Raw genomic sequence first — 19,977 nt, 5'->3', positions numbered from 1 at the left:
AGCTCGCCATGGAATTCCGACTGATCGACCGTATCCGCGAGCGCACTGCCCAGGGCCGCGAAGACGTGCGCCTTGGCATTGGCGATGACGCTGCCGTGGTTGCGCCGCCGGTGGGGCAGGAGATCGCCATTGCCGTGGACACTATGGTCGAGGGTGTCCACTTTCCCGTGGGCACGGCGGCTGCCGACATCGGCTGGAAGTCGCTGGCGGTGAATCTTTCCGACCTGGCCGCAATGGGGGCGAGCCCCGCGTGGGCGCTGCTGGCGCTGACCTTGCCGCCGCAGCCCGCCGAATCACTGAAGCAGTTCATCGACGGCTATGCGGAAGGCTTCGCGCAGCTGGCCCAGCCGCATCGCCTCGCGCTGATCGGCGGCGATACCACGCGCGGCGCGTTGACCATCAGCGTGGCGGTGCACGGCTTCGTTCCACCAGGCAAGGCCCTTACGCGCGCCGGCGCCCGTGCGGGCGATGTGGTGTTGGTGACCGGCACCCTGGGCGATGCCGCGGGTGGCCTGCAGCTGCTGCAGCGGGGCGCACGCGTGGACGAGGGTGACGGGCGCGCGGCCTACCTGATCGAACGTCTGCACCGTCCCACGCCGCGCCTTGCCGCCGGCCTGGCCTTGCGCGAGCGCGCCAGCGCCTGCATCGACGTATCCGACGGCCTGCTTGCCGACCTCGGTCACATCTGCGAGGAAAGCGGCCTGGGTGCGGAAGTCGACGCGGAACTCTTGCCGCGCTCCCCCATGTTGATGGCGAGCTTCGACGAACTGGCCGTGCGCGATTTCGCGCTGGCGGGTGGCGACGACTACGAGCTGTGTTTCACGGTGCCGTCTGCAATGGTTGTGGATGTGCAAACCGATCTCGCCCGCCTGGGCTGCGGCGCGACGCGCATCGGCCGCATGGTTGAAGGCGCGGGCGTGCGTGTGCGCGACGCGCAGGGGCAATGGCTCGAAACCACACGGCATGGCTGGGATCATTTCGCATGAGCGACAAAAAGGTACTCACCCCTGAGCAACGTCGCCTGCTGCTCGCCACGCCGGCGGGGTGGATGGCCTGTGGCTTTGGTTCCGGTCTTGCGCCGGTGGCGCAGGGGACGTTCGGTTCGCTGGCGGCGGTGGTGCCGTGGCTGTTCCTGCGGCTGTTGCCGATGCAGCTTTATGTATTCGCGATCGTGGTGGCGTTTGCGGTGGGGGTGTGGGCGTGTGGCGTGGCCGGGCGCGCGGTGGGCGTGGACGATCACCGCAGCATTGTCTGGGATGAGTTCGTCGGGCTGTGGATTGCGCTGATTCCGGCGGTGTCGGCGGATTGGTGGTCCGTGATCATCGGGTTTGCGTTGTTCCGGTTGTTTGATGTGTGGAAGCCTTGGCCGATTCGCACGCTGGATCGACGGCTCAAGGGTGGGGTGGGGGTGATGGTGGACGATGTGGTGGCGGGGGTGTTTGCGGCGGTGGTGCTCGCGGTGGTGTTGAACGCGTTGAACTGATTTTTTGCGCTTTTGTTCAGGCCGCAGCCGCGGCTTGCACAGGTGCAGCGCATGGTGGGGGGATCGCTATGCGCGAAATTCCGGGGGGTCTTCTTCCTCTCTCCTCAGGGAAAGGGTTGGGGTGAGGAGACAACCTGGCCGCCTCGTTTCCTAAGCACCGTCATCCCGGCGCAGGCCGGGATCCAGAGCCTCGGTGTTTGGTTGTCGCCTCAGGCGTTACCGCGATCTGGCCGCTTACGCAGCGGGCGTTTCGACCTTCTGCCGAAGGCCGAGTCACTTTCTTTTGCTGGCCCAAAAGAAAAGTAACCCAAAGAAAATGGCCTTGAGAGCCAGAGCTGGCAGCATGTCGTCGGAATAAGCCCGAACGGCTGAGAGTCGTTGCTACTTGTCAACCTCCGCCGCTACACAGCGGGTACTTCCAAGCGCCTCGCAACGCGCCATGGCCAAGAGGACTTAAAGCGCAACGCCGCTCCGCATTCTCTTGCTTCGCTGCCAACTGACCGGCTTTCCAGGGCAACCACGAAAGCCCACAACACATTGCCCCGATATCGCCATGAATCGGGCGAAGTTCACCCCGCGCACCGCGATATATTCCGCCGTCGCGGCCATCATTCGACGCATCCGCATCGAAGCCGCGGGGGAACAACCTAAGGAAGGGGAGCAAGCGTGAGCCGATTGCCGGGTCTGGACGTGCTGCGTGCCGTCGCCATCGTGTGGGTGATGGTTTTTCATTCGTACTTTATTGGCGGCTGGGGGCATTTCGGGGGGATCGAGAAGAACGGGTGGATGGGGGTGGACCTGTTCTTCGTGCTCAGCGGCTTCCTGATCGGGGCGCAGGTGCTCAAGCCGCTGGCGGAGGGCGGGAGGTTTTCGTTCGGGGAGTTTTACCAGCGCCGGGCGTTCCGCATCCTGCCGGCGTACCTGGTGATGGTGGCGGCGTACTTCATTTGGCCATCCATCCGCGAGCAGGGGGAGCTGCAGCCGCTGTGGCAGTTCCTGACCTTCACGGTGAATCTGTTCATCGATGCCAGGGACCACCTGGCGTTCTCGCACGTCTGGTCGTTGTGCGTGGAGGAGCATTTCTACCTGGTTTTCCCGCTACTGGCATGGTGGCTCGCGCGGCATTCCTCCGTGCGCCGGTTCGCAGTGGTATGCACCGGCATCGTGCTGGCGGGCATGCTGGTGCGCGGTGCGCTGTGGCTGCACGACCTGGCCCCGGCGGCGGGCATTGACCAAAATTCCTATGGAAAAGCGTTCCTTGAGCGCATTTACTATCCCACGTGGTCCCGTCTGGACGGCCTTTTGATGGGCGTGATGCTGGCTGCTGCCAGGGTCTACCGGCCTGTCGTCTGGTCCCGATGGGGGCGACATGCCAACGGCTTTCTGCTCGCAGGGGTGGCGGTAGTCGGCGGTGCGATCTGGCTGTTCCGCGATCGGACCGGCTTCATTCCCACGGTGGTGGGCTATCCGTTGCTGTCCTTCGGCCTTGGGCTGGTGGTGTTCGCCGGCGCCCAGACGTCGGGTGTGCTCGCGCGGTGGCGCGTGCCCGGCGCGGGGTGGCTGGCGGCGGTGTCGTACAGCTTGTACCTGTCACACAAGGCGGTGTTCCATGTCGTGGAATCCGTCGCGGGGGCGGGGCTGGATGGCCACGGGGTACTGACTTTCGCAGGGTATGCGTCGGCGGTGCTGGCGGTGGGGGCGTTGCTCCACTACGGAGTGGAGCGACCGTTCCTCACGCTGCGGGAACGTGTGGTGCATCAGGCGTCGGCATCGGCGCAACCATCCGGTCTCACCGCCGGAGCCGGCACGGAGGCTGCCTGATGCGGGTTTAAGGGGAACTCACTCCAAGGGGAGGGTGTTATGAGCAAGCTCATGCGCATCGTTTGTCTGGTACTGCTGTTGGCCATCGTGCCCTGTTCCGTGTTCGCCGCCACGGCCGCACCGGTGGGGCCATGCCGGATGATTGATCCATCCACCTGCGCGGACGCCAACCAGTTGGTGCGCGCGAGCGGATTCGTGACGGCACTGGGGCATTTCGCCGGCGACAGCAAGGTCAACTATTTCCGCGGCAGCCGCTCGGTCAGCGAGCAGGCGTTGGCGGCGCTGGGCGGCTCCTCGCCGGCGGTGCAGGCGCTGGCGGACAACCATTACCTGTTCACGGCCTGCCCGACGCGTGAGTGCGGCGGCAGTGCGGCGGCGATCATCGTCAATGAATACGGCCAGATCGAGGCGCTGGGTTTTTCCAGCTACCACTGCGACACGGCCTGCGATGACTTCCGCCACCTCGATTTCTACGTCCGCAAGGACGGCGACAACGCGCCGCTGATTGCCGCACTGAAGGCCTGGAGCACCGGTGACGCACTCAAGAGCACCATGTGGCGCCCGGAGGCCGACCAGGGCCTGGACAAGCGAACGGACGTCCATACGCTGCCGTAAGGCGCCAGGCACCTGCGCGACGGCCGTCCATCCGGGCGGCTGTCGTGGCGGCGCTAGGCGCTGATGCGCAACGCCACGTACGGCAGGATGAACAGCAGCCACGTGGCGATCTTGTACCAGGCCATGCCGGCATAGTGGATGGCGTCGAAGGTTTCCCCGCTCAGCCGGAACCAACGCCGGTGCCACGCATACATGCGGTCGTGGAAGCCCAGGAAGAGCGAGAACCACACGACCACCAGCAGCAGGTTGAGCAGAGCGCTCCAGCCGAGCACGCTGCGCAGGAGTGCGATGGTCATCATGGCTGGCTTCCTCCCGGTGACTTATGCCTTGAGCACGATGCGGTAGCGCGCGTTGCCGTCGGCCAGGTGTTTGAGCGCGGCGTTCACGTCGGACATGGGGAACATCTCCACCTGTGGGCGAATGTCGTGGCGCGTCGCGAAATCCAGTAGCGTGGCGATGTCTTCGGGAGCGCCGGTGGGTGAGCTGGAGATCTCGCGCTCAGCCCCCATCAGCGAGAAGATCGGCACCGGTATGGGCTCGACCACCGCGCCCACGACATGCATGCGCCCGCGTGGCGCGAGGGTGTTGATCATCGCGCCCCAGTCCAGCGGCACGTTGACCGTCACCAGCAGCAAATCGAGCGAACGCGCGAGGCCGCCGATGGCCTTCGGGTCGCGGCTGGACACCACGTGGTGCGCACCGAAGGCACGTGCTTCGTCTGCCTTGGCGGCGGTGGAGGTAAAGGCGGTGATCTCACAGCCCCAGGCTCGCGCGAGCTTGATCGCCATGTGGCCCAGGCCACCGATGCCGACCACGCCCACGCGGGCGGTGGGGCTGATGCCGTAGGCAAGGAAGGGCTTGAGCACCGTGATGCCGCCGCACAGCAAGGGGCCGGCGCTGGGCAGGTCAATGCCCTCGGGCAGGGGAATGGCCCAGGCCCAGTGCGCGCGCAGCTTGTCGGCGAAACCGCCATGGCGGCCGCCGATGGTGGCCTCCAGTTCGCGGCACAGGTTCTGGTGACCGGACAGGCACTGCCTGCAGTGCATGCAGCTGGCCGAACTCCAGCCGATGCCCACGCGCTGGCCGATGCTCAGACCCTTGGCCTGCGGGCCAAGCGCGCTCACGCGTCCAATCACCTCGTGCCCGGGAACGAACGGATAGCGCGACATGCCCCATTCGTTGTTGATCATCGACAGGTCGGAGTGGCAGATGCCGCAGTAATCCACGGCCACCTCCACCTGCTCCGGTCCGAGCGGGCCCAGGTCGAATTCCGAAAGCACCAGCGGTTTGCCCGCCTGCTGGACGGCCCAACCCTTCATCATCGACATGGGGTGCTGCTCCGCTGCGAATGACCGGCATGCGCCAAAAAATCCAGTCTAGGGCGGGCAGCGTCGGCGCCGCGTGTAAACCGCGGCGATGGACGAACCACGCATGCTCTTGGCATGCTGGCGAGTCACCATCCATCGGAGCGCCCCCATGCAATACCGACGTCTTGGCAAATCCGGCCTGCAACTGTCCGCGCTGTCGTTCGGCGCCTGGGTCACGTTCGGCACGCAGGTGGGGCGTTCGCTGGCGCGCGACCTGCTGGCCATGGCGCACGACCACGGCATCAACTTCTTCGACAACGCCGAGACCTACAACAACGGCGTGGCCGAGACGCTGATGGGCGACGTGCTGGCCGACCTGCGTTTTCCGCGCGACAGCTACTGCGTGTCGAGCAAGGTGTATTTCGGCGCCGTGGACAACCCGCTGCCCACGCAACGCGGCCTGTCGCGCAAGCACGTGATCGAAGCCTGCCATCAGGCCCTGCAGCGCCTGCGCGTGGAACACCTGGACCTCTACTTTTGCCATCGCCCTGATCCGGATACGCCGATCGTCGAGACGGTGGCCGCGATGGATACGCTGGTACGCCAGGGCAAGGTGCTCTACTGGGGCACCAGTGAATGGCCGGCCGAGGCCATCGTGGAAGCCCATCGCGTGGCGAAGGAACATCATATGTACGCGCCGACGATGGAGCAGCCGCAGTACAACCTGCTGCATCGCGAGCGCGTGGAGCAGGAGTACGCGCCGCTGTATGACGCCTACGGCATGGGCACCACCATCTGGTCGCCGCTGGCCTCCGGCTTGCTGAGCGGCAAGTACAACCAGGGCGTGCCATCGGAGTCGCGGCTGGCCCAGCCGGGTTACGAGTGGCTGCGCGAGGCGGTGCTGGAGAACGATGCCTCGCGCCTGGACAAGGTGCGCCGGCTGGCCCCCATCGCGGCGGAGCTTGGCGTGTCGATGGCGCAACTTGCCATCGCCTGGTGCCTGGTCAATCCGCATGTGTCGACGGTGATGCTGGGCGCGAGCAAGCTCGAGCAGCTGGAGCAGAACCTGGGCGCTCTCGCGTTGTTGCCGAAGCTCGATGCCGAGGTGCTGAAGCGTATCGGGCAGGCGGTGGCCTGAAGCGTGATGCCACGTTGTAGGAGCGCACTTGTGCGCGACAGCCAACGAAGCGGCGACAATGTTGTGGTTGGCATTGATGCTGAGTGCAATCGCACGCCGAGGCTCTGCGGTCGCGCACAAGTGCGCTCCTACAAGGGGAGCCATGGTGTTTGGCTCCACAGCCCCAAACTCGCCAGATTTTGCCCTGGTCTTGCCTGACGATTGCTCGCTGTCGCCCAGTGGCGCTGGCATGCTGCCGCGACTCTTCACAAGGAATGCCGCCGCATGAAGCCCCTACGTCACGTGTTGTCCGCCTGTCTTGCCCTGGTCGCAGCCGCATCGGCCCACGCCGGCGACCACCCGGACTGGACGCAATCGCACAAGCCCTTCCACATCTACGGCGACACCTATTACGTCGGCACGCAGGGGCTCAGCGCGATCCTCATCGGTTCGTCGCAGGGACTGGTGCTGATCGACGGCACGCTGCCGCAGAACGCCGCGCAGGTGGAAGCCAACATCAAGGCGCTGGGCTTCCAGTTGCACGACGTGAAGCTGATCCTCAACACGCACGCGCATTTCGATCATGCTGGCGCCATCGCCGCGATCGCACGCGACAGCGGCGCACGTGTCGCGGCCAGCGAAGCAGGTGCGAAGGAGATGATGCTGGGTGGTCACGATCCGGAGGATCCCCAGTTTGGCGAAGCGAGCGAGTACCCGCGCGTGGCCCACGTCGACACCATTCCGGATGGCGGGGTTGCGCGTGTCGGCAACGTCGAAGTGACGGCGCATTACACGCCCGGCCACACGCCTGGCAGCACCACCTGGACCTGGCAATCGTGCGAAGCCGGCCGCTGCTTGCACATGGCCTACGCCGACAGCCTGAGCGCTTTGACCGCCGACGGCTCCGATTATCGCTACAGCGATCCGGCGTATCCGGAGCGGGTCGAGAATTACAGGCATGGTATCGCCGTGATAGCCGCCTTGCCCTGCGACATCCTGATGACGCCGCATCCCGGCGCGAGCGATTTGCTCGAGCGCGTCGCGCGCCGGGACGCGGCAGGCAAGCCTGATCCGTTGATCGACGCCGGTGCCTGTCGCGCCTATGCCGCCGAAGGTACCCGGATGCTCGACGCGAAGCTGGCCAAGGAGCGGGCAGGGCAGAAGGCCGCACCGTAAATCAGGTGGTTGACACTCAAATGAGAATTATTATCATCTGAGTGTCGCCACTCTCCTGCGGAGCTTCACCATGACCACGACGGTTCTGTCCCTCCCTGCGGGCGCCGACGCCCTGGCCCGCCCGTTCCGCCTGCTCAGCCTCAAACCCAGGGCTGCCGGCCCCGCCGTCGACGCACCGGTGCGGCGCGTCTCCAGCCTGTCGCTGCTGCAAGGCGAGCGCGAGCTGGTGATCCAGCACCAGGGCAGCGAGTACCACCTGCGGCTCACCCGCAACGACAAGCTCATCCTCACCAAGTAAGGGTTGCGTCGGCCCGTGCGCGAAGTACGGGCCGACGGCGGTGACACCGTCCCCCCGAGGGAGCTTCATGGGCATGGATGCCTTTCTTCTCCCGGCGCGCGCGCCGGGTTCATTCCCCAGGCCTATCGCCACGCGCTTCTTGCCGAACGCCAGCCGGGTCGCCTCCTGACTAGGAGCACGATGATGTTTGGCTGGCTAGCACACGCCTTCGCCGCCGTCCGGCCCTGCGCCGACACCACCGCATGGACCATCAGCCGGAGCGCCGTCCCGATCTCGGGCGCGGAGCTTGCCGCGCGCTTGCCACTGCTGGGAGGCGTGTTGTACCTGCCCGCCGCCTGCGCACCGGTTCGCACGATGCCGGATCCCGTGTCCGGCTGGCTGGTGGAGCGGGAAGATCTCGCCGCCTTGCTGCACACCACGGAACTGCGGGCATCGAGCATGATCGGCGCCGATGGTCCGCGCGAATGGATGGATTGCCTCGACGCTGCCGGCACGTTCTGCGCCCGGCTGCACCTGTTGCCCGATACGGACTATCTCGCGTGGGATGCGCTGCTCTCGGGCGGTGCGCTGCTGCCCGCCGCGCCGGTGTGCCCGGGCGAGGTGGCCTGCAAGGCCACGATCGCCGAGCTGGTGTGTTTTCAGACGCGGCGGCTGGCCTCCCTCGACGTGCTTGGCGCCGCGCCACTGGGACAACTTTCGCCGCTGGGGCGGGGGATCGCGCGCGACGTGGCGCGGGCGGCGGCGGTGGAACTGGCGCCCGCGCTGGACTAGGGGCCACTGGAGGGGGCGGCGTCCGCGGACGCTTGTCCGCCTGTCCGTGATGGTGTCCGCGGACAACTGTCCGGCCGCGCCGACTGTTTCCAACTTGCTGATTTATAGCGGATAAATCGGCAAGTCCAGCTTGGCACGCGGATTGCTCAATAGGGTCAGGGGCCGCCATTGTCCGCGGCCAGGGACCCATCGATGATTCGCGATACCTCCGCACAAGACCGTCTGGTCGAGGTCAAACCCAATCGCAAGCGCCGGGCCGTGCTGATCGGCATCGGCGCCGCCGTGCTGGCGCTGCTTGCCATGTTCGGCCCGCGCATTGGGCGCCTGTTCTCGGCCGAAGCTTCCGTGAGTAGCTCGCGCCTGGCCTTCGCCACGGTGGAGCGCGGCCCCTTCGTCCGCGACATTGCCGCCGAAGGCAAGGTGGTGGCGGCGGTCAGCCCGACGCTCTACGCCGTCTACGGCGGCGCCGTGACGATGAAGGTGCACGCGGGCGACGCGGTGAAGAAGGGCCAGGTGCTCGCCGTCGTCGACAGCCCCGAGCTGACCAACAAGCTGGCGCAGGAACAGAGCGCCGCCGATGCGATGCAGGTGGACTACCTGCGCGCGCAGATCGACGCGCGCAAGACGCGCGGTGAACTGCAGAAGGCCTACGACAACGCCAACATCGACGAGCAGGGCGCGCAACGCGATCTCGCCCGCTACCAGAAGGCGTTCTCGCAGGGCGCCGTGCCCAGCATGGACGTGGACAAGGCCAAGGACACGCTCGAGAAGATGCGCATTACGCTCGAGCATGCCAAGTCCGACCTGGCCACCAACACCGACAGCCTCAACTTCGAGATCCAGTCCAAGAAACTCGCGCACGATCGCCAGCTGCTGCTGGTGAAGGACCTGCAGCGCCAGGTGGACGACCTCAACGTGAAGTCGCCCGTCGACGGCCAGGTCGGCCAGTTGTTCATCGCTGAGCGCGCCACCGTGGCCAAGGACGCCCAGCTGCTCAGCGTGATCGATCTCTCCGCGCTCGAAGTGGAAATGAAGGTGCCGGAAAGCTTCGCCCGCGACCTCGGCATCGGCATGACCGGCGAGATCAGCGGCAACGGCAGCACGTGGAAGGGCCTGGTCAGCGCCATCTCGCCGGAAGTGGTGAATGGCGAAGTGGCTGCCCGCCTGCGCTTCGATGGCGCCACGCCCAAGCAGCTGCGCCAGAACCAGCGCCTGTCCGTGCGCATCCTGCTCGACAAGCGCGACAACGTGCTCACCGTGCAGCGCGGCTCCTTCGTGGACGAATCGGGCGGCAGCTATGCCTACCTCGTGCACGACGGCGTGGCGGAGAAGCACCCCATCCGCGTCGGCGCCAGCAGCATCGACAAGGTGGAGATCCTCGATGGCCTGAAGGAAGGCGACAACATCGTGATCTCCGGTACCGACAGCTTCAAGGGCGCCCAGCGCGTCGCCATCAGCAACTGATCACCACCACGCCATACCCATCAAACACCACTAAAGAGTGAAGGACACAACCATGCTCAAGATGACCCATCTGTCCAAGGTCTACCGCACCGAAGTGGTGGAGACCTATGCGCTGCGCGACTTCAACATCAACGTGAACGAAGGCGAGTTCGTGGCCGTCACCGGTCCGTCCGGCTCGGGCAAGACCACCTTCCTCACCATCGCCGGCCTGCTGGAGACCTTCACCGGCGGCCAGTACCACCTCGACGGCGTGGAGGTGAGCAACCTCAACGACAACGAGCGCTCGAAGATCCGCAACGAGAAGATCGGCTTCATCTTCCAGGCGTTCAACCTGATCCCCGACCTCAACGTGTTCGACAACGTCGAAGTGCCGCTGCGCTATCGCGGCATGAAGGCGCCCGAGCGCAAGCAGCGCATCATGGATGCGCTGGAGCGCGTGGGCCTGGCCTCGCGCGCCAAGCACTATCCGGCGGAGCTCTCCGGCGGCCAGCAGCAGCGCGTCGCCATTGCCCGCGCGCTGGCCGGCTCGCCGCGCCTGCTGCTGGCGGACGAACCCACCGGCAACCTGGACACGCAGATGGCCCGTGGCGTGATGGAGCTGCTGGAAGAGATCCATCGCGAGGGAGCTACCATCGTCATGGTGACGCACGATCCGGAGCTGGCCGCTCGCGCCCAGCGCAACGTGCACATCATCGACGGCCAGGTGGTGGATCTGGCGGAAGACCCGCGCTTCCACCACGCCGTGCATGCCGCCCGCGCCAACTCGCCGGCCTGACCGCCTGCCATCGATACCTCCCGCCGCGTGGCGGGAGGCGGCTATCGCCACGGGGATCACCATGTTCGCCTACTACCTTCAGCTTGGATTGCGCAGTCTCAGGAAGAACCCGCTATTGACCCTGCTGATGGTGCTGGCGATCGGCTGTGGCGTGGCCGCGTCGATGACCACCTACTCGGTGTTCCGCGCGACCTCCAACAACCCCATCCCACAGAAGTCCTCGCAGCTCTACGTGCCGCAGATCGACAACTGGGGGCCGGATGTCGGCCCGGACGCCAAGGGCGAGCCGCCCAATGCGATGACCTATACCGATGCCGTCAACCTGATGCGCGACAAGCGGGCGAAGCGGCAGACGGCGTTGTATCCGACGCAGATGTCCATCGTGCCGACGGACGCCTCCATGCTGCCGTTCCGCGAAACCAGCTACGGCTGGTACGCGGATGCGTTCGGCATGTTCGACGTGCCCTTCCTGTACGGCCACGCGTGGTCGGCCAGCGAGGACGATGCGCATGCCGCCGTGGCAGTGATCGGCAAGGCGCTCAACGACAAGCTGTTCAACGGCAGGAACAGCGTCGGCCAGAACGTCAACCTCAACGGCCGCGATTACCGCATTGTCGGCGTGGCCGACCGGTGGAATCCCGAGCCGGTCTTCTACGACGTCATCAATACCAACGGTTTCGATGACCCGATCCAGGTGTTCATCCCGTTCACGCGCGCGGTGGAGTTGCAGACGCCGACCAACGGCAACAACAACTGCAGCCACGATCCGGGCAAGGGCTGGGATTCGTGGATTCACTCGGAATGCGTGTGGGTGGGCTTCTGGGTGGAACTGCCGACCCGGTCCGAGGCCGATGCCTACCACCAGTACCTCAACGGCTATTCGGCCGAGCAGCAGCGCTCCGGTCGCTTCCGCTGGGCGCCGAACACGCGCCTGCGCAACGTCACCGAGTGGCTTGAGTACCAGAAGGTGGTGCCGCAGGAAGCGAAGGTTTCGCTGCTGGTGTCGCTGGGCTTCCTGCTGATCTGCCTGGTGAACACGGTGGGCCTGCTGCTGGCGAAGTTCATGCGCCGCTCCTCGGAGATCGGCGTGCGCCGTGCACTGGGCGCAACCCGCAAGGAGATCTACATCCAGTTCCTGATCGAAGCGGCGGCCATTGGTCTGGCCGGCGGCGTGCTGGGACTTCTGCTGACCGGCATTGGCGTGATGGGCGTGTCGCTGGTATTCGAGCCGGACATCGCCAAGCTCGCCACGCTGGACGTATCGCTGGTGCTGCTGACCATGCTAGTCGCGATCCTGGCGACCGTGCTGGCGGCCTTCTATCCCACGTGGCGTGCCGCGCAGGTACAGCCAGCGTGGCAGCTGAAATCCAATTGAGGCGACGATCATGATGCATATCAAGCCCATTCTCGCCGCTCTCCGACGCCACAAGGCCGGCACCATCCTGATCGCGATGCAGATTGCGCTGACGCTGGCCATCGTCTGCAACGCGCTCTTCATCATCAGCCAGCGACTGGAGCGCGTTCACCGTCCGACCGGCCTGGTGGAAGGCGACCTCATGGCCATCCAGAGCCGCTTCGTCGGCGTGGACGAGGCGAAAGCCGGGCCGCTCATCAAGGCGGACCTCGCGGCGCTGCGGCAGTTGCCCGGCGTGCAGGATGCCATCGCCATCAACTCCTACCCGCTGCGTGGCGGTGGCTGGTCGACCGGCGTGCGCACCGATGTGGACGCGAAGGATTCCAAGGGGCACACCACGCAGTACTTCGCTGACGAGCACACCCTTCCGACGATGGGGCTGCGATTGGTTGAAGGCCGCAATTTCCGCTCCGACGAGATCATCGAGGCCGATCCGCAGGGCGTGCCCGATCCCGCCGTGGTCATCGTGAGCAAGGCGCTCGCCGACCAGATGTATCCGGATGGTCACGCGCTGAGCAAGCCCATCTACATCGGCGACACCAAGAAGCCAGCCACCATCATCGGCATCGTGGAGCGCCTGGGCGTGCCCTGGAATGCGTCGTGGTCCGACAAGTTTTACGAGAACTCGCTGATCCAGCCCGTGCAGATGACGGGTGCGGCCACCAACTACCTGATCCGCGCCAAGCCCGGCCAGTTGGCCGACGTACTGAAGGCGGCGCCGGCGATGCTGATCAAGACGAACCGGATGCGCGTGATTTCGAGCGAGCGCGGCGTCCGCAGTTTTGCACAGGTGCGCGAGGAGGCCTACAAAGGCGATCGTGGCATGGCCCTCCTGATGGGCGTGGTGTGCCTGGTGCTGTTGGCCATCACGGCGGCGGGCATCGTGGGCCTCACCAGCTTCTGGGTCGGCCAACGTCGCAAGCAGATCGGCGTGCGGCGTGCGCTGGGCGCGACCAAGGGCGACATCCTCAACTATTTCCTTACGGAGAATCTGTTGATCGGCGTGGCCGGCGTCGTGATCGGCGCGCTGCTCGCCATTGGCATGAACCTGTGGCTGGTGACGCAGTTCGAGATGGCACGCCTGTCGCTGACCTATGTGCTGGCGGGTGTCATCGCGCTGTTGCTGTTGGGACAGGGTGCGGTGTTGGCGCCGGCCATGCGCGCTTCACGCGTGTCACCGGTGGAAGCCACGCGCTCCGTGTGAGGCGTGGTGCGGTAACAGGTGGTTGGAAAAACGTTTCAGGTGGAATGAGAGAGTCATGAGCAGCATGTTTATCCACAACTTGCGACTGGGCGCGGCAAGCCTCCGGCGCAACGTCCTGCTGACGGCATTGATGGTCATGTCGATCGGCTTCGGCGTTGCGGCGTCGATGGTGACGTTTGCCGTGTTCCGTGCGGTATCGGGGGATCCGATACCGCAGAAGTCGTCGACGTTGTTCGTGCCGCTGATCGACAATCGCGGGCCGGAGTACAACCGCCATGGCGAGCCGCCCTCGGCGCTCACCTACACCGACGCTATGGCCTTGATGCGCGCGCACAAGGCGGCACGGCAGACCATGCTGTTCCCGGTTGGCCTGTCCGTGATGCCGGACGACCCGCACCACATGCCGTTCAAGGCCGAGGGCTACGCCACCTACAGTGACTTCTTCACGATGTTCGACGTGCCGTTCCAGTACGGCAGCGGCTGGGGCAGTGCGCAGGACGACGCGCGCGAGGCAGTCATCGTGATCAGTCGCGCGCTCAACCAGAAGCTGTTTGGCGGCGCCAACAGCGTGGGGCGCGAGATCACGCTGGACGACCGCCATTACCGCATCGTGGGCGTCACCGACAACTGGGATCCCAAGCCGCGCTTCTTCGATATTTTTGACGACAAGCTGTTTGCCGATCCTTCGCAGCTCTATATCCCCTTCACCTACGCGGTCGCGCAGCACATCGACACCTACGGCAACAACAATTGCGGCAGCGTCGGCAAACGCGGCGACAGCTGGGACAGCTGGCTGCAGGGCGAATGCGTGTGGATCAGCCCCTGGGTGGAACTGCAGGATGCCGCGCAAGTGCTGGCCTATCGCCAGTTTCTTGATGGCTATGCGCGCGAACAGCGCGACGCCGGCCGCTTCAACTGGGCGCCGAACAATCGCCTGCGCGATGTGCGTGAGTGGCTCGACTACCAGCATGCGGTGCCGCCCGAGAGTCGAATCTCGCTGACGCTGTCGCTCGGCTTCCTGGTGATCTGCCTGGTCAACACCGTTGGCCTTCTGCTGGCGAAATTCATGCGTCGCGCACCGGAGATCGGCGTGCGGCGGGCGCTCGGTGCATCGCGGGCGGACATCTATCGCCAATTCCTGGCGGAAGCGGCGATGGTCGGCCTGGCTGGCGGCGTGCTTGGACTGGCGCTGACGGCCACGGGCATGCTTGGCCTGGGCCTGGTGTTCCAGCCGCAGATCGCGCGCCTTGCCCAGCTTGATGCGTCGCTGGTGCTGCTGACCATGCTGGTGGCGATCTCCGCCACGGTGATCGCGGCGTTCTATCCCACCTGGCGTGCGGCGCAAGTGCAGCCCGCCTGGCAACTCAAGTCCAACTGAGGAGGGGAGAAGAACATGCAGATCAAGCCGATTCTCTCCGCGCTGCGCCGCCACAAGGCGGGCACCTTCCTCATCGCCATGCAGATTGCCTTGACCCTGGCAATCGTCTGCAATGCGCTGTTCATCATCCATCAGCGCGTCGCGCATCTGTCCGAGCCGACGGGGATCGACGAGCCCAACCTTTTCGTGATCAAGAGCGAATGGGTGGGGGCGCCCGGCACGGAACGCGTCGACGCCATGATCCGCGAGGATCTGCAGGTGCTGCGCCAGCTCCCCGGCGTGCAGGACGTGACGCCGAGCAACTCCTATCCGCTGCGCGGCGGCGGCTGGGACGACGCCATCCGGCTCAAGCCCGACCAGACACAGGACTCGTCGGGAGCCACCATCTACTTCGCCGACGAGCATTTCATCGATACGCTGGGGCTGAAGCTGGTCGCGGGGCGCAACTTCCGCGCGGATGAAATCGGCCACATGGACATGCGCTACAAGCTCGCGCCGCCGATGGTGATCGTGACCAAGGCGCTGGCCGACAAGCTCTTTCCCGCTGGCGACGCGGTCGGCAAGACCATCTACCTGGTCGGTGGGCCGGCCACCATCGTGGGCGAGGTCGAGTTGTTGCAGGCCCAGAGCGTCTCGCAGTGGGCCTCTGCCTTCGCCTACCGGTCGGTGATCATTCCCGAGCGTTTGGCCATCTCACTGGGTTCGTTCTACATCGTGCGCACCCGTCCGGGGCAGCTGGACACGGCCATGCGTGCGGCGGGCAAGGCGCTGTTCGCGCACAACCCCCGTCGCGTGATCAACGAGGACGACGGCATTCTGAGTTTCAGCGAGGTGCGGTCGCGTGCGTATGAAAGCGATCGCGGCATGGCCATCCTGATGGGCGTGATCAGCGTCGTGCTGCTGGCGGTCACCGCCGCGGGCATCGTGGGCCTCACCAGCTTCTGGGTGGGCCAGCGTCGCCGCCAGATCGGCGTGCGTCGCGCGCTCGGTGCCACGCGGCGGGACATCCTGCATTACTTCATGACCGAGAACCTGCTGATCAGCGGTGCGGGCGTGGTGCTGGGCGTGGTGCTTGCCTTGGTGATGAACCTCTGGATGGTCACCCACTTCGAGATGCACCGCCTGTCGCTGGCGTATCTGGTCGGGGGTGTGGTGATTCTTCTGTTGCTGGGGCAGGGCGCGGTGCTCGCGCCGGCGTTGCGCGCATCGCGCGTGCCGCCGGTGGAAGCTACGCGCTCCGTGTAGACGGACGGGAATGTTGAGATAGGGGACGACGATGTTCACTTACTACCTGGACTTGGCGCTGCGCAGCCTCGGGCGCAACAAGATCCTCACCACGCTGATGGTGCTGGCCATTGCGCTCGGCATCGGGGCCAGCATGACCACGCTGACCGTGTTGCATGTGCTGTCCGGCGATCCGTTGCCGGGCGCCAGCGGCACGCTGTTCTATCCAAGGATCGACCCGCGCGACCAGGACAGCTACGAGGAGGGCAAGGATCCGCCTTACCAGGTGACCTGGATCGACGGCATGAACATGCTGCACGCCAAGCGCGCCGACCGGCAGGCCCTGATGACCGGCGGCTCGGTGCCGGTGCAGCCGGCACAGGCGAACCTCGATCCGTTCTACAGCGATGCGCGTTACACTTCGAGCGACTTCTTCCCGATGTTCCGCGTGCCCTTCCTCTACGGTCGGCCCTGGAGTGCGGAGGAGGACGACGGCAAGGCGCGCGTGGTGGTGATTTCGCGCAAGCTCAACGAGAAACTGTTCGGCGGCAAGGACAGCACCGGCCAGATCCTGCGGATGAAGGACACCGCCTTCCGCGTGGTCGGCGTGCTGGACGAGTGGCGGCCCAATCCGCACTTCTACGACGTGGACACGGGCAAGTACGCCGCGTCGGAAGACGTGTTCGTGCCGCTTACCACCTCGCATGACATCCGCCTGGAACACGACGGTTCCACCGACTGCTGGGGCACCGGTGGCGACGAGGAGCATGCGGAAACGCAGCCCTGCGTGTGGCTGCAGTTCTGGGTGCAGCTGGACAGCGCGGCCAAGGTCGCCGCGTACAAGGAGTACCTGGTCCACTACTCGGAAGAGCAGCGGGCGCTGGGACGCTTCGTGCGCCCGGTCAACGTGCGCCTGCCGGGGCTCATGGAATGGCTGGACATCAACAAGGTGGTACCGGGCGACGTGCGCCTGCAGACCTGGCTGGCGTTCGGCTTCCTGCTGGTCTGCCTGGTCAACACGGTGGGCCTGATGCTGGCGAAGTTCCTGCGCCGCGCGGGCGAGCTGGGCGTGCGTCGCGCGCTCGGCGCCTCCAAGCGCGAGGTGTTCATGCAGCTGTTGATCGAGTCCGGCGTCATCGGCCTGGCCGGTGGCCTGTGCGGTTTGCTGCTGGCCTTCATCGGCCTGTGGCTGGTGCGGCGCCAGCCGTCGGACTATGCCTCGCTGGCGCACCTGGACATGGCGATGCTGTTGACGACGTTCGTGCTGGCCATCGGTTCCACCTTGCTGGCCGGCTTGTTGCCCGCGTGGCGCGCGTGCCAGATCACTCCGGCATTGCAACTGAAGAGTCAGTGAGGACGCAGACATGGATATTCTTCCCATCCTTTCCACCTTGCGTCGCCACAAGATCACCGCGTTGCTGGTGATCATCGAGATCGCGCTGACCTGCGCCATCGTGTGCAATGCCGTGTTCATCATCAGTCAGCGGCTGGATCGCATGAGCATGGACAGCGGGGTGGACGAGCACCGCCTGCTGCACATCCAGCTGGCCGACATCGGCGACACCAAGGACAAGAAATCGCGCACCTTGACCGACCTCGCCGCGTTGCAGCAGATCCCCGGTGTGGCCGAGGTGGCCTCGGTGATGCAGGTGCCGTTCGGCAATTCGTCCTCGAATTCCGGCATCAAGCTCGACCCGAAGCAGAAGCTCTCCACGCTCAATGCGACCATGTATTCCGGCGAGAACCTGGTGCCTGCACTCGGCCTGCAGCTGGTCGCCGGCCGGGATCTGCGACCCGACGACTTCAAGGATTTCGATGACGTGGTGCGCGGCGCCGCCGCCAAGGACGCCAAGTCCCTGCCACAGGTGATCGTCATCACGCAGAACATGGCCCAGCGGTTGTGGCCCGGCCAGCAGGCGCTGGGCAAGCAGATCTACCTGATGGATTACCCCATGACCGTGGTGGGCGTGGTCAAGGAACTGATACGTCCGTCCATCTGGGACGATTCGGCCAAGAGCTACAGCATGATCTTCCCCATGCGCATGGCGCGCGGGGAATATGTCGTCCGCACCAAGACGCCGGAAGACCGCGAGCGCGTGCTCGCCGCCGCGCTGGCCAAGCTCAAGGAGATCAACCCGCATCGCGTGGTGCTGAAGAAGCACACCTTCGACGACATGCGGCACGACTTCTTCCAGAACGACCGCGCCATGGCGGGCCTGCTGATTGGCGTGTGCGTGGCGCTGCTGATCGTCACGGCGCTGGGCATCGTCGGCCTGGGCAGCTTCTGGGTCGCGCAGCGGCGCCGGCAGATCGGCGTGCGCCGTGCGCTGGGCGCCACGCGCACGAACATCCTGCGCTACTTCCAGACGGAGAACTTCCTGCTGGCGACCATCGGCATCGTCGTGGGCATGGTGCTGGCCTACGGCATCAACCTGCTGCTGATGGTGCACTACGAACTGCCACGCTTGCCCGGCATCTACTTCCCGGTGGGTGCGGTGCTGCTGTGGATCATCGGGCAACTGGCGGTGCTGGGCCCGGCCATGCGTGCCGCGGCGGTACCGCCGGTGGTGGCGACACGTTCGGTTTGAGCGACAAGGGGACAGGGATATGTTCGGTTACTACCTCGATCTTGCCTTCCACAGCCTGCGTCGGAACCAGGTGCTCACGGCGCTGATGGTGCTTGCCATCGCCGTGGGTATCGGCGCCAGCATGACCACGCTGACGGTGGTGCACCTGCTGTCGGGTGATCCGTTGCCGGGACGCAGCCAGGCCATCTTCTATCCGCAGGTCGATGCGGATCCAAAGGGCAAGGACGCCAACGAGCCGCTGGATATGCTGGATTACCGCACGGCCGTGGACCTGTGGAGCGCCCGGCGCGCCGACCGGCAGGCGCTGGTGGTGCAAAGCCAGGTACGGCTGAACACGGCGGAAGCGGGCAAGCCTCCCGTGATGACGACGATGCTGTCGGCCACCACGGACTTCTTCAGCATGTTCAACGTGCCGTTCCGCTACGGCGGTCCGTGGAGTGAGCAGGACGACGCGGCTCGCGCCCGCGTGGTCGTCATCACCGACGATCTCAACCAGAAGCTGTTCAACGGCGAGAACAGCGTGGGACGCACCCTGCGCCTGCGCGACAGCGACGTGCGCATCGTCGGCGTGCTCAAGCCCTGGCGACCGTCGCCGCAGTTCTATGCGGTGCGCGGTGGCCGCTTCGCCGGTGGCGATACCAGCGACTTCTACACCCGGCCGGAGGATGTCATCACGCCGTTCTTTACCGGCCTGGAGGTCAACGACGGCAACTTCCTGCAGTTCACCTGCTGGCAGATGCCTGAGCGACCGGGCCATCTGCAGAACGCTCCCTGCGTGTGGGTGGCACTGTGGGCGCAGCTCAACGATGCGGCGAAGGTGGCGGCGTATCGCCGCTATGTCGCCGACTACGCGGCGCAGCAGCAGGCGGCGGGCCGCTTCACGCATGCGGGCAATACGCGGTTGCGTGACCTGATGGGATGGCTGGACTACAACGGCGTGCTCCCCAGCAACGTGCGCCTGCAGGCCTGGCTGGCGGTGGCCTTCCTCGGCATTTGCCTGGTCAACATGGTGGGCCTGCTGCTGGCGAAGTTCCTGCGCCGCAGCGGGGAAATCGGCTTGCGGCGCGCACTGGGCGCCAGCCGCGCGGCCGTATTCACGCAGTACATGGTGGAGTCGGGCTTGATCGGCCTGATTGGCGGCGCGTTCGGCTGGCTGCTCACCCTGGCGGGGTTGTGGTTCATCCGGCAGCAGCCCGTGGCTTATGCCGACCTGGCGCGCCTGGACGTGCCCATGTTCATGCTGACCTTCCTCGCCGCGATTGGCGCGAGCCTGTTGGCGGGAATGCTCCCGGCGGTGCGCGCATGCCGCGTGGTGCCGGCATGGCAACTGAAGACTCTGTGA

Annotated in this window: 19 protein-coding genes; 17 read left to right on the top strand and 2 right to left on the bottom strand. The window is 65.5% G+C overall.

Going from position 1 to position 19,977, the window contains the following annotated elements; genetic code table 11:
- Positions 1 to 8: 8 nt before the first annotated feature.
- The 4 genes from thiL to HY57_RS19055 all read left to right on the top strand — a co-directional run bounded on the left by thiL (position 9) and on the right by HY57_RS19055 (position 3,919).
- Positions 9 to 986, top strand: a complete 978-nt coding sequence (gene thiL / locus HY57_RS19070) for a thiamine-phosphate kinase (protein ID WP_019463816.1) — start codon at positions 9 to 11, stop codon at positions 984 to 986.
- Positions 983 to 1,483 carry a phosphatidylglycerophosphatase A family protein gene (locus HY57_RS19065; RefSeq protein WP_019463817.1) on the top strand — a complete coding sequence of 167 codons (501 nt, stop codon included), beginning with the start codon at positions 983 to 985 and terminating at the stop codon, positions 1,481 to 1,483. The genes thiL and HY57_RS19065 overlap by 4 nt, the downstream gene beginning before the upstream one ends.
- A gap of 666 nt (positions 1,484 to 2,149) precedes the next feature.
- Positions 2,150 to 3,304, top strand: a complete 1,155-nt coding sequence (locus tag HY57_RS19060) for an acyltransferase family protein (RefSeq protein ID WP_019464545.1) — start codon at positions 2,150 to 2,152, stop codon at positions 3,302 to 3,304.
- A 39-nt stretch (positions 3,305 to 3,343) separates the two neighbouring features.
- Positions 3,344 to 3,919 (top strand): hypothetical protein, encoded by a 576-nt coding sequence (locus tag HY57_RS19055; RefSeq protein ID WP_019464544.1) that lies wholly within the window; start codon positions 3,344 to 3,346, stop codon positions 3,917 to 3,919.
- A gap of 53 nt (positions 3,920 to 3,972) precedes the next feature.
- Here HY57_RS19055 and HY57_RS19050 read toward each other — a convergent pair whose 3' ends face one another.
- Both HY57_RS19050 and ahr read right to left on the bottom strand, forming a co-directional pair.
- Complete coding sequence (locus HY57_RS19050) at positions 3,973 to 4,218, bottom strand: DUF6868 family protein (RefSeq protein ID WP_019464543.1); 246 nt, start codon at positions 4,216 to 4,218, stop codon at positions 3,973 to 3,975.
- Between the two features lie 21 nt (positions 4,219 to 4,239).
- A complete protein-coding gene (gene ahr, locus HY57_RS19045; RefSeq protein WP_019464542.1) occupies positions 4,240 to 5,247 on the bottom strand; it encodes an NADPH-dependent aldehyde reductase Ahr in 1,008 nt (335 codons plus the stop codon).
- Between the two features lie 148 nt (positions 5,248 to 5,395).
- Between ahr and HY57_RS19040 the strand changes: the two genes are divergently transcribed.
- The 13 genes from HY57_RS19040 to HY57_RS18980 all read left to right on the top strand — a co-directional run bounded on the left by HY57_RS19040 (position 5,396) and on the right by HY57_RS18980 (position 19,977).
- Positions 5,396 to 6,364 (top strand): potassium channel beta subunit family protein, encoded by a 969-nt coding sequence (locus tag HY57_RS19040; RefSeq protein ID WP_019464541.1) that lies wholly within the window; start codon positions 5,396 to 5,398, stop codon positions 6,362 to 6,364.
- Between the two features lie 264 nt (positions 6,365 to 6,628).
- Complete coding sequence (bla, locus tag HY57_RS19035; RefSeq protein ID WP_019464540.1) at positions 6,629 to 7,519, top strand: subclass B3 metallo-beta-lactamase; 891 nt, start codon at positions 6,629 to 6,631, stop codon at positions 7,517 to 7,519.
- Between the two features lie 70 nt (positions 7,520 to 7,589).
- Positions 7,590 to 7,817, top strand: a complete 228-nt coding sequence (gene hemP, locus HY57_RS21760) for a hemin uptake protein HemP (protein ID WP_019464539.1) — start codon at positions 7,590 to 7,592, stop codon at positions 7,815 to 7,817.
- A 183-nt stretch (positions 7,818 to 8,000) separates the two neighbouring features.
- Positions 8,001 to 8,588, top strand: coding sequence for a hypothetical protein (locus HY57_RS19025; protein WP_019464538.1), 588 nt, complete (start codon positions 8,001 to 8,003; stop codon positions 8,586 to 8,588).
- A 192-nt stretch (positions 8,589 to 8,780) separates the two neighbouring features.
- Complete coding sequence (locus HY57_RS19020) at positions 8,781 to 10,052, top strand: efflux RND transporter periplasmic adaptor subunit (protein ID WP_019464537.1); 1,272 nt, start codon at positions 8,781 to 8,783, stop codon at positions 10,050 to 10,052.
- Between the two features lie 52 nt (positions 10,053 to 10,104).
- The gene (locus HY57_RS19015; RefSeq protein ID WP_019464536.1) at positions 10,105 to 10,827 is read left to right on the top strand and encodes an ABC transporter ATP-binding protein; all 723 of its coding nucleotides are present in this window, start codon (positions 10,105 to 10,107) and stop codon (positions 10,825 to 10,827) included.
- Between the two features lie 61 nt (positions 10,828 to 10,888).
- Positions 10,889 to 12,202, top strand: coding sequence for an ABC transporter permease (locus tag HY57_RS19010; protein ID WP_026033797.1), 1,314 nt, complete (start codon positions 10,889 to 10,891; stop codon positions 12,200 to 12,202).
- A gap of 10 nt (positions 12,203 to 12,212) precedes the next feature.
- The gene (locus tag HY57_RS19005; protein ID WP_019464534.1) at positions 12,213 to 13,445 is read left to right on the top strand and encodes an ABC transporter permease; all 1,233 of its coding nucleotides are present in this window, start codon (positions 12,213 to 12,215) and stop codon (positions 13,443 to 13,445) included.
- Between the two features lie 64 nt (positions 13,446 to 13,509).
- Positions 13,510 to 14,823, top strand: a complete 1,314-nt coding sequence (locus tag HY57_RS19000) for an ABC transporter permease (RefSeq protein WP_026033795.1) — start codon at positions 13,510 to 13,512, stop codon at positions 14,821 to 14,823.
- A 15-nt stretch (positions 14,824 to 14,838) separates the two neighbouring features.
- On the top strand, positions 14,839 to 16,068 hold the full coding sequence (locus tag HY57_RS18995; protein ID WP_019464532.1) for an ABC transporter permease: 1,230 nt from the start codon (positions 14,839 to 14,841) through the stop codon (positions 16,066 to 16,068).
- 31 nt (positions 16,069 to 16,099) lie between these two features.
- On the top strand, positions 16,100 to 17,401 hold the full coding sequence (locus HY57_RS18990) for an ABC transporter permease (RefSeq protein ID WP_019464531.1): 1,302 nt from the start codon (positions 16,100 to 16,102) through the stop codon (positions 17,399 to 17,401).
- A 10-nt stretch (positions 17,402 to 17,411) separates the two neighbouring features.
- Complete coding sequence (locus HY57_RS18985) at positions 17,412 to 18,635, top strand: ABC transporter permease (protein ID WP_019464530.1); 1,224 nt, start codon at positions 17,412 to 17,414, stop codon at positions 18,633 to 18,635.
- 19 nt (positions 18,636 to 18,654) lie between these two features.
- On the top strand, positions 18,655 to 19,977 hold the full coding sequence (locus HY57_RS18980; protein WP_019464529.1) for an ABC transporter permease: 1,323 nt from the start codon (positions 18,655 to 18,657) through the stop codon (positions 19,975 to 19,977).

This window comes from Dyella japonica A8, assembly GCF_000725385.1.
GTDB lineage: Bacteria > Pseudomonadota > Gammaproteobacteria > Xanthomonadales > Rhodanobacteraceae > Dyella > Dyella japonica_C.
The sequence above is the reverse complement of the archived record's forward strand: the minus strand, read 5'-3'. Positions and strand labels throughout refer to the sequence as shown.

Excerpts from the sequence above, each read along its gene's own strand:
- HY57_RS18980 (WP_019464529.1), top strand. The coding sequence starts at position 18,655 with ATGTTCGGTTACTACCTCGATCTTGCCTTCCACAGCCTGCGTCGGAAC.
- HY57_RS19040 (WP_019464541.1), top strand. The coding sequence starts at position 5,396 with ATGCAATACCGACGTCTTGGCAAATCCGGCCTGCAACTGTCCGCGCTG.
- HY57_RS19020 (WP_019464537.1), top strand. The coding sequence starts at position 8,781 with ATGATTCGCGATACCTCCGCACAAGACCGTCTGGTCGAGGTCAAACCC.
- HY57_RS19065 (WP_019463817.1), top strand. The coding sequence starts at position 983 with ATGAGCGACAAAAAGGTACTCACCCCTGAGCAACGTCGCCTGCTGCTC.
- HY57_RS19055 (WP_019464544.1), top strand. The coding sequence starts at position 3,344 with ATGAGCAAGCTCATGCGCATCGTTTGTCTGGTACTGCTGTTGGCCATC.
- HY57_RS19000 (WP_026033795.1), top strand. The coding sequence starts at position 13,510 with ATGTTTATCCACAACTTGCGACTGGGCGCGGCAAGCCTCCGGCGCAAC.
- HY57_RS19005 (WP_019464534.1), top strand. The coding sequence starts at position 12,213 with ATGATGCATATCAAGCCCATTCTCGCCGCTCTCCGACGCCACAAGGCC.
- bla (WP_019464540.1), top strand. The coding sequence starts at position 6,629 with ATGAAGCCCCTACGTCACGTGTTGTCCGCCTGTCTTGCCCTGGTCGCA.
- ahr (WP_019464542.1), bottom strand. The coding sequence starts at position 5,247 with ATGTCGATGATGAAGGGTTGGGCCGTCCAGCAGGCGGGCAAACCGCTG.
- HY57_RS18990 (WP_019464531.1), top strand. The coding sequence starts at position 16,100 with ATGTTCACTTACTACCTGGACTTGGCGCTGCGCAGCCTCGGGCGCAAC.
- HY57_RS19025 (WP_019464538.1), top strand. The coding sequence starts at position 8,001 with ATGTTTGGCTGGCTAGCACACGCCTTCGCCGCCGTCCGGCCCTGCGCC.
- HY57_RS18995 (WP_019464532.1), top strand. The coding sequence starts at position 14,839 with ATGCAGATCAAGCCGATTCTCTCCGCGCTGCGCCGCCACAAGGCGGGC.
- HY57_RS19010 (WP_026033797.1), top strand. The coding sequence starts at position 10,889 with ATGTTCGCCTACTACCTTCAGCTTGGATTGCGCAGTCTCAGGAAGAAC.
- HY57_RS19015 (WP_019464536.1), top strand. The coding sequence starts at position 10,105 with ATGCTCAAGATGACCCATCTGTCCAAGGTCTACCGCACCGAAGTGGTG.
- thiL (WP_019463816.1), top strand. The coding sequence starts at position 9 with ATGGAATTCCGACTGATCGACCGTATCCGCGAGCGCACTGCCCAGGGC.
- HY57_RS19050 (WP_019464543.1), bottom strand. The coding sequence starts at position 4,218 with ATGATGACCATCGCACTCCTGCGCAGCGTGCTCGGCTGGAGCGCTCTG.
- HY57_RS18985 (WP_019464530.1), top strand. The coding sequence starts at position 17,412 with ATGGATATTCTTCCCATCCTTTCCACCTTGCGTCGCCACAAGATCACC.
- hemP (WP_019464539.1), top strand. The coding sequence starts at position 7,590 with ATGACCACGACGGTTCTGTCCCTCCCTGCGGGCGCCGACGCCCTGGCC.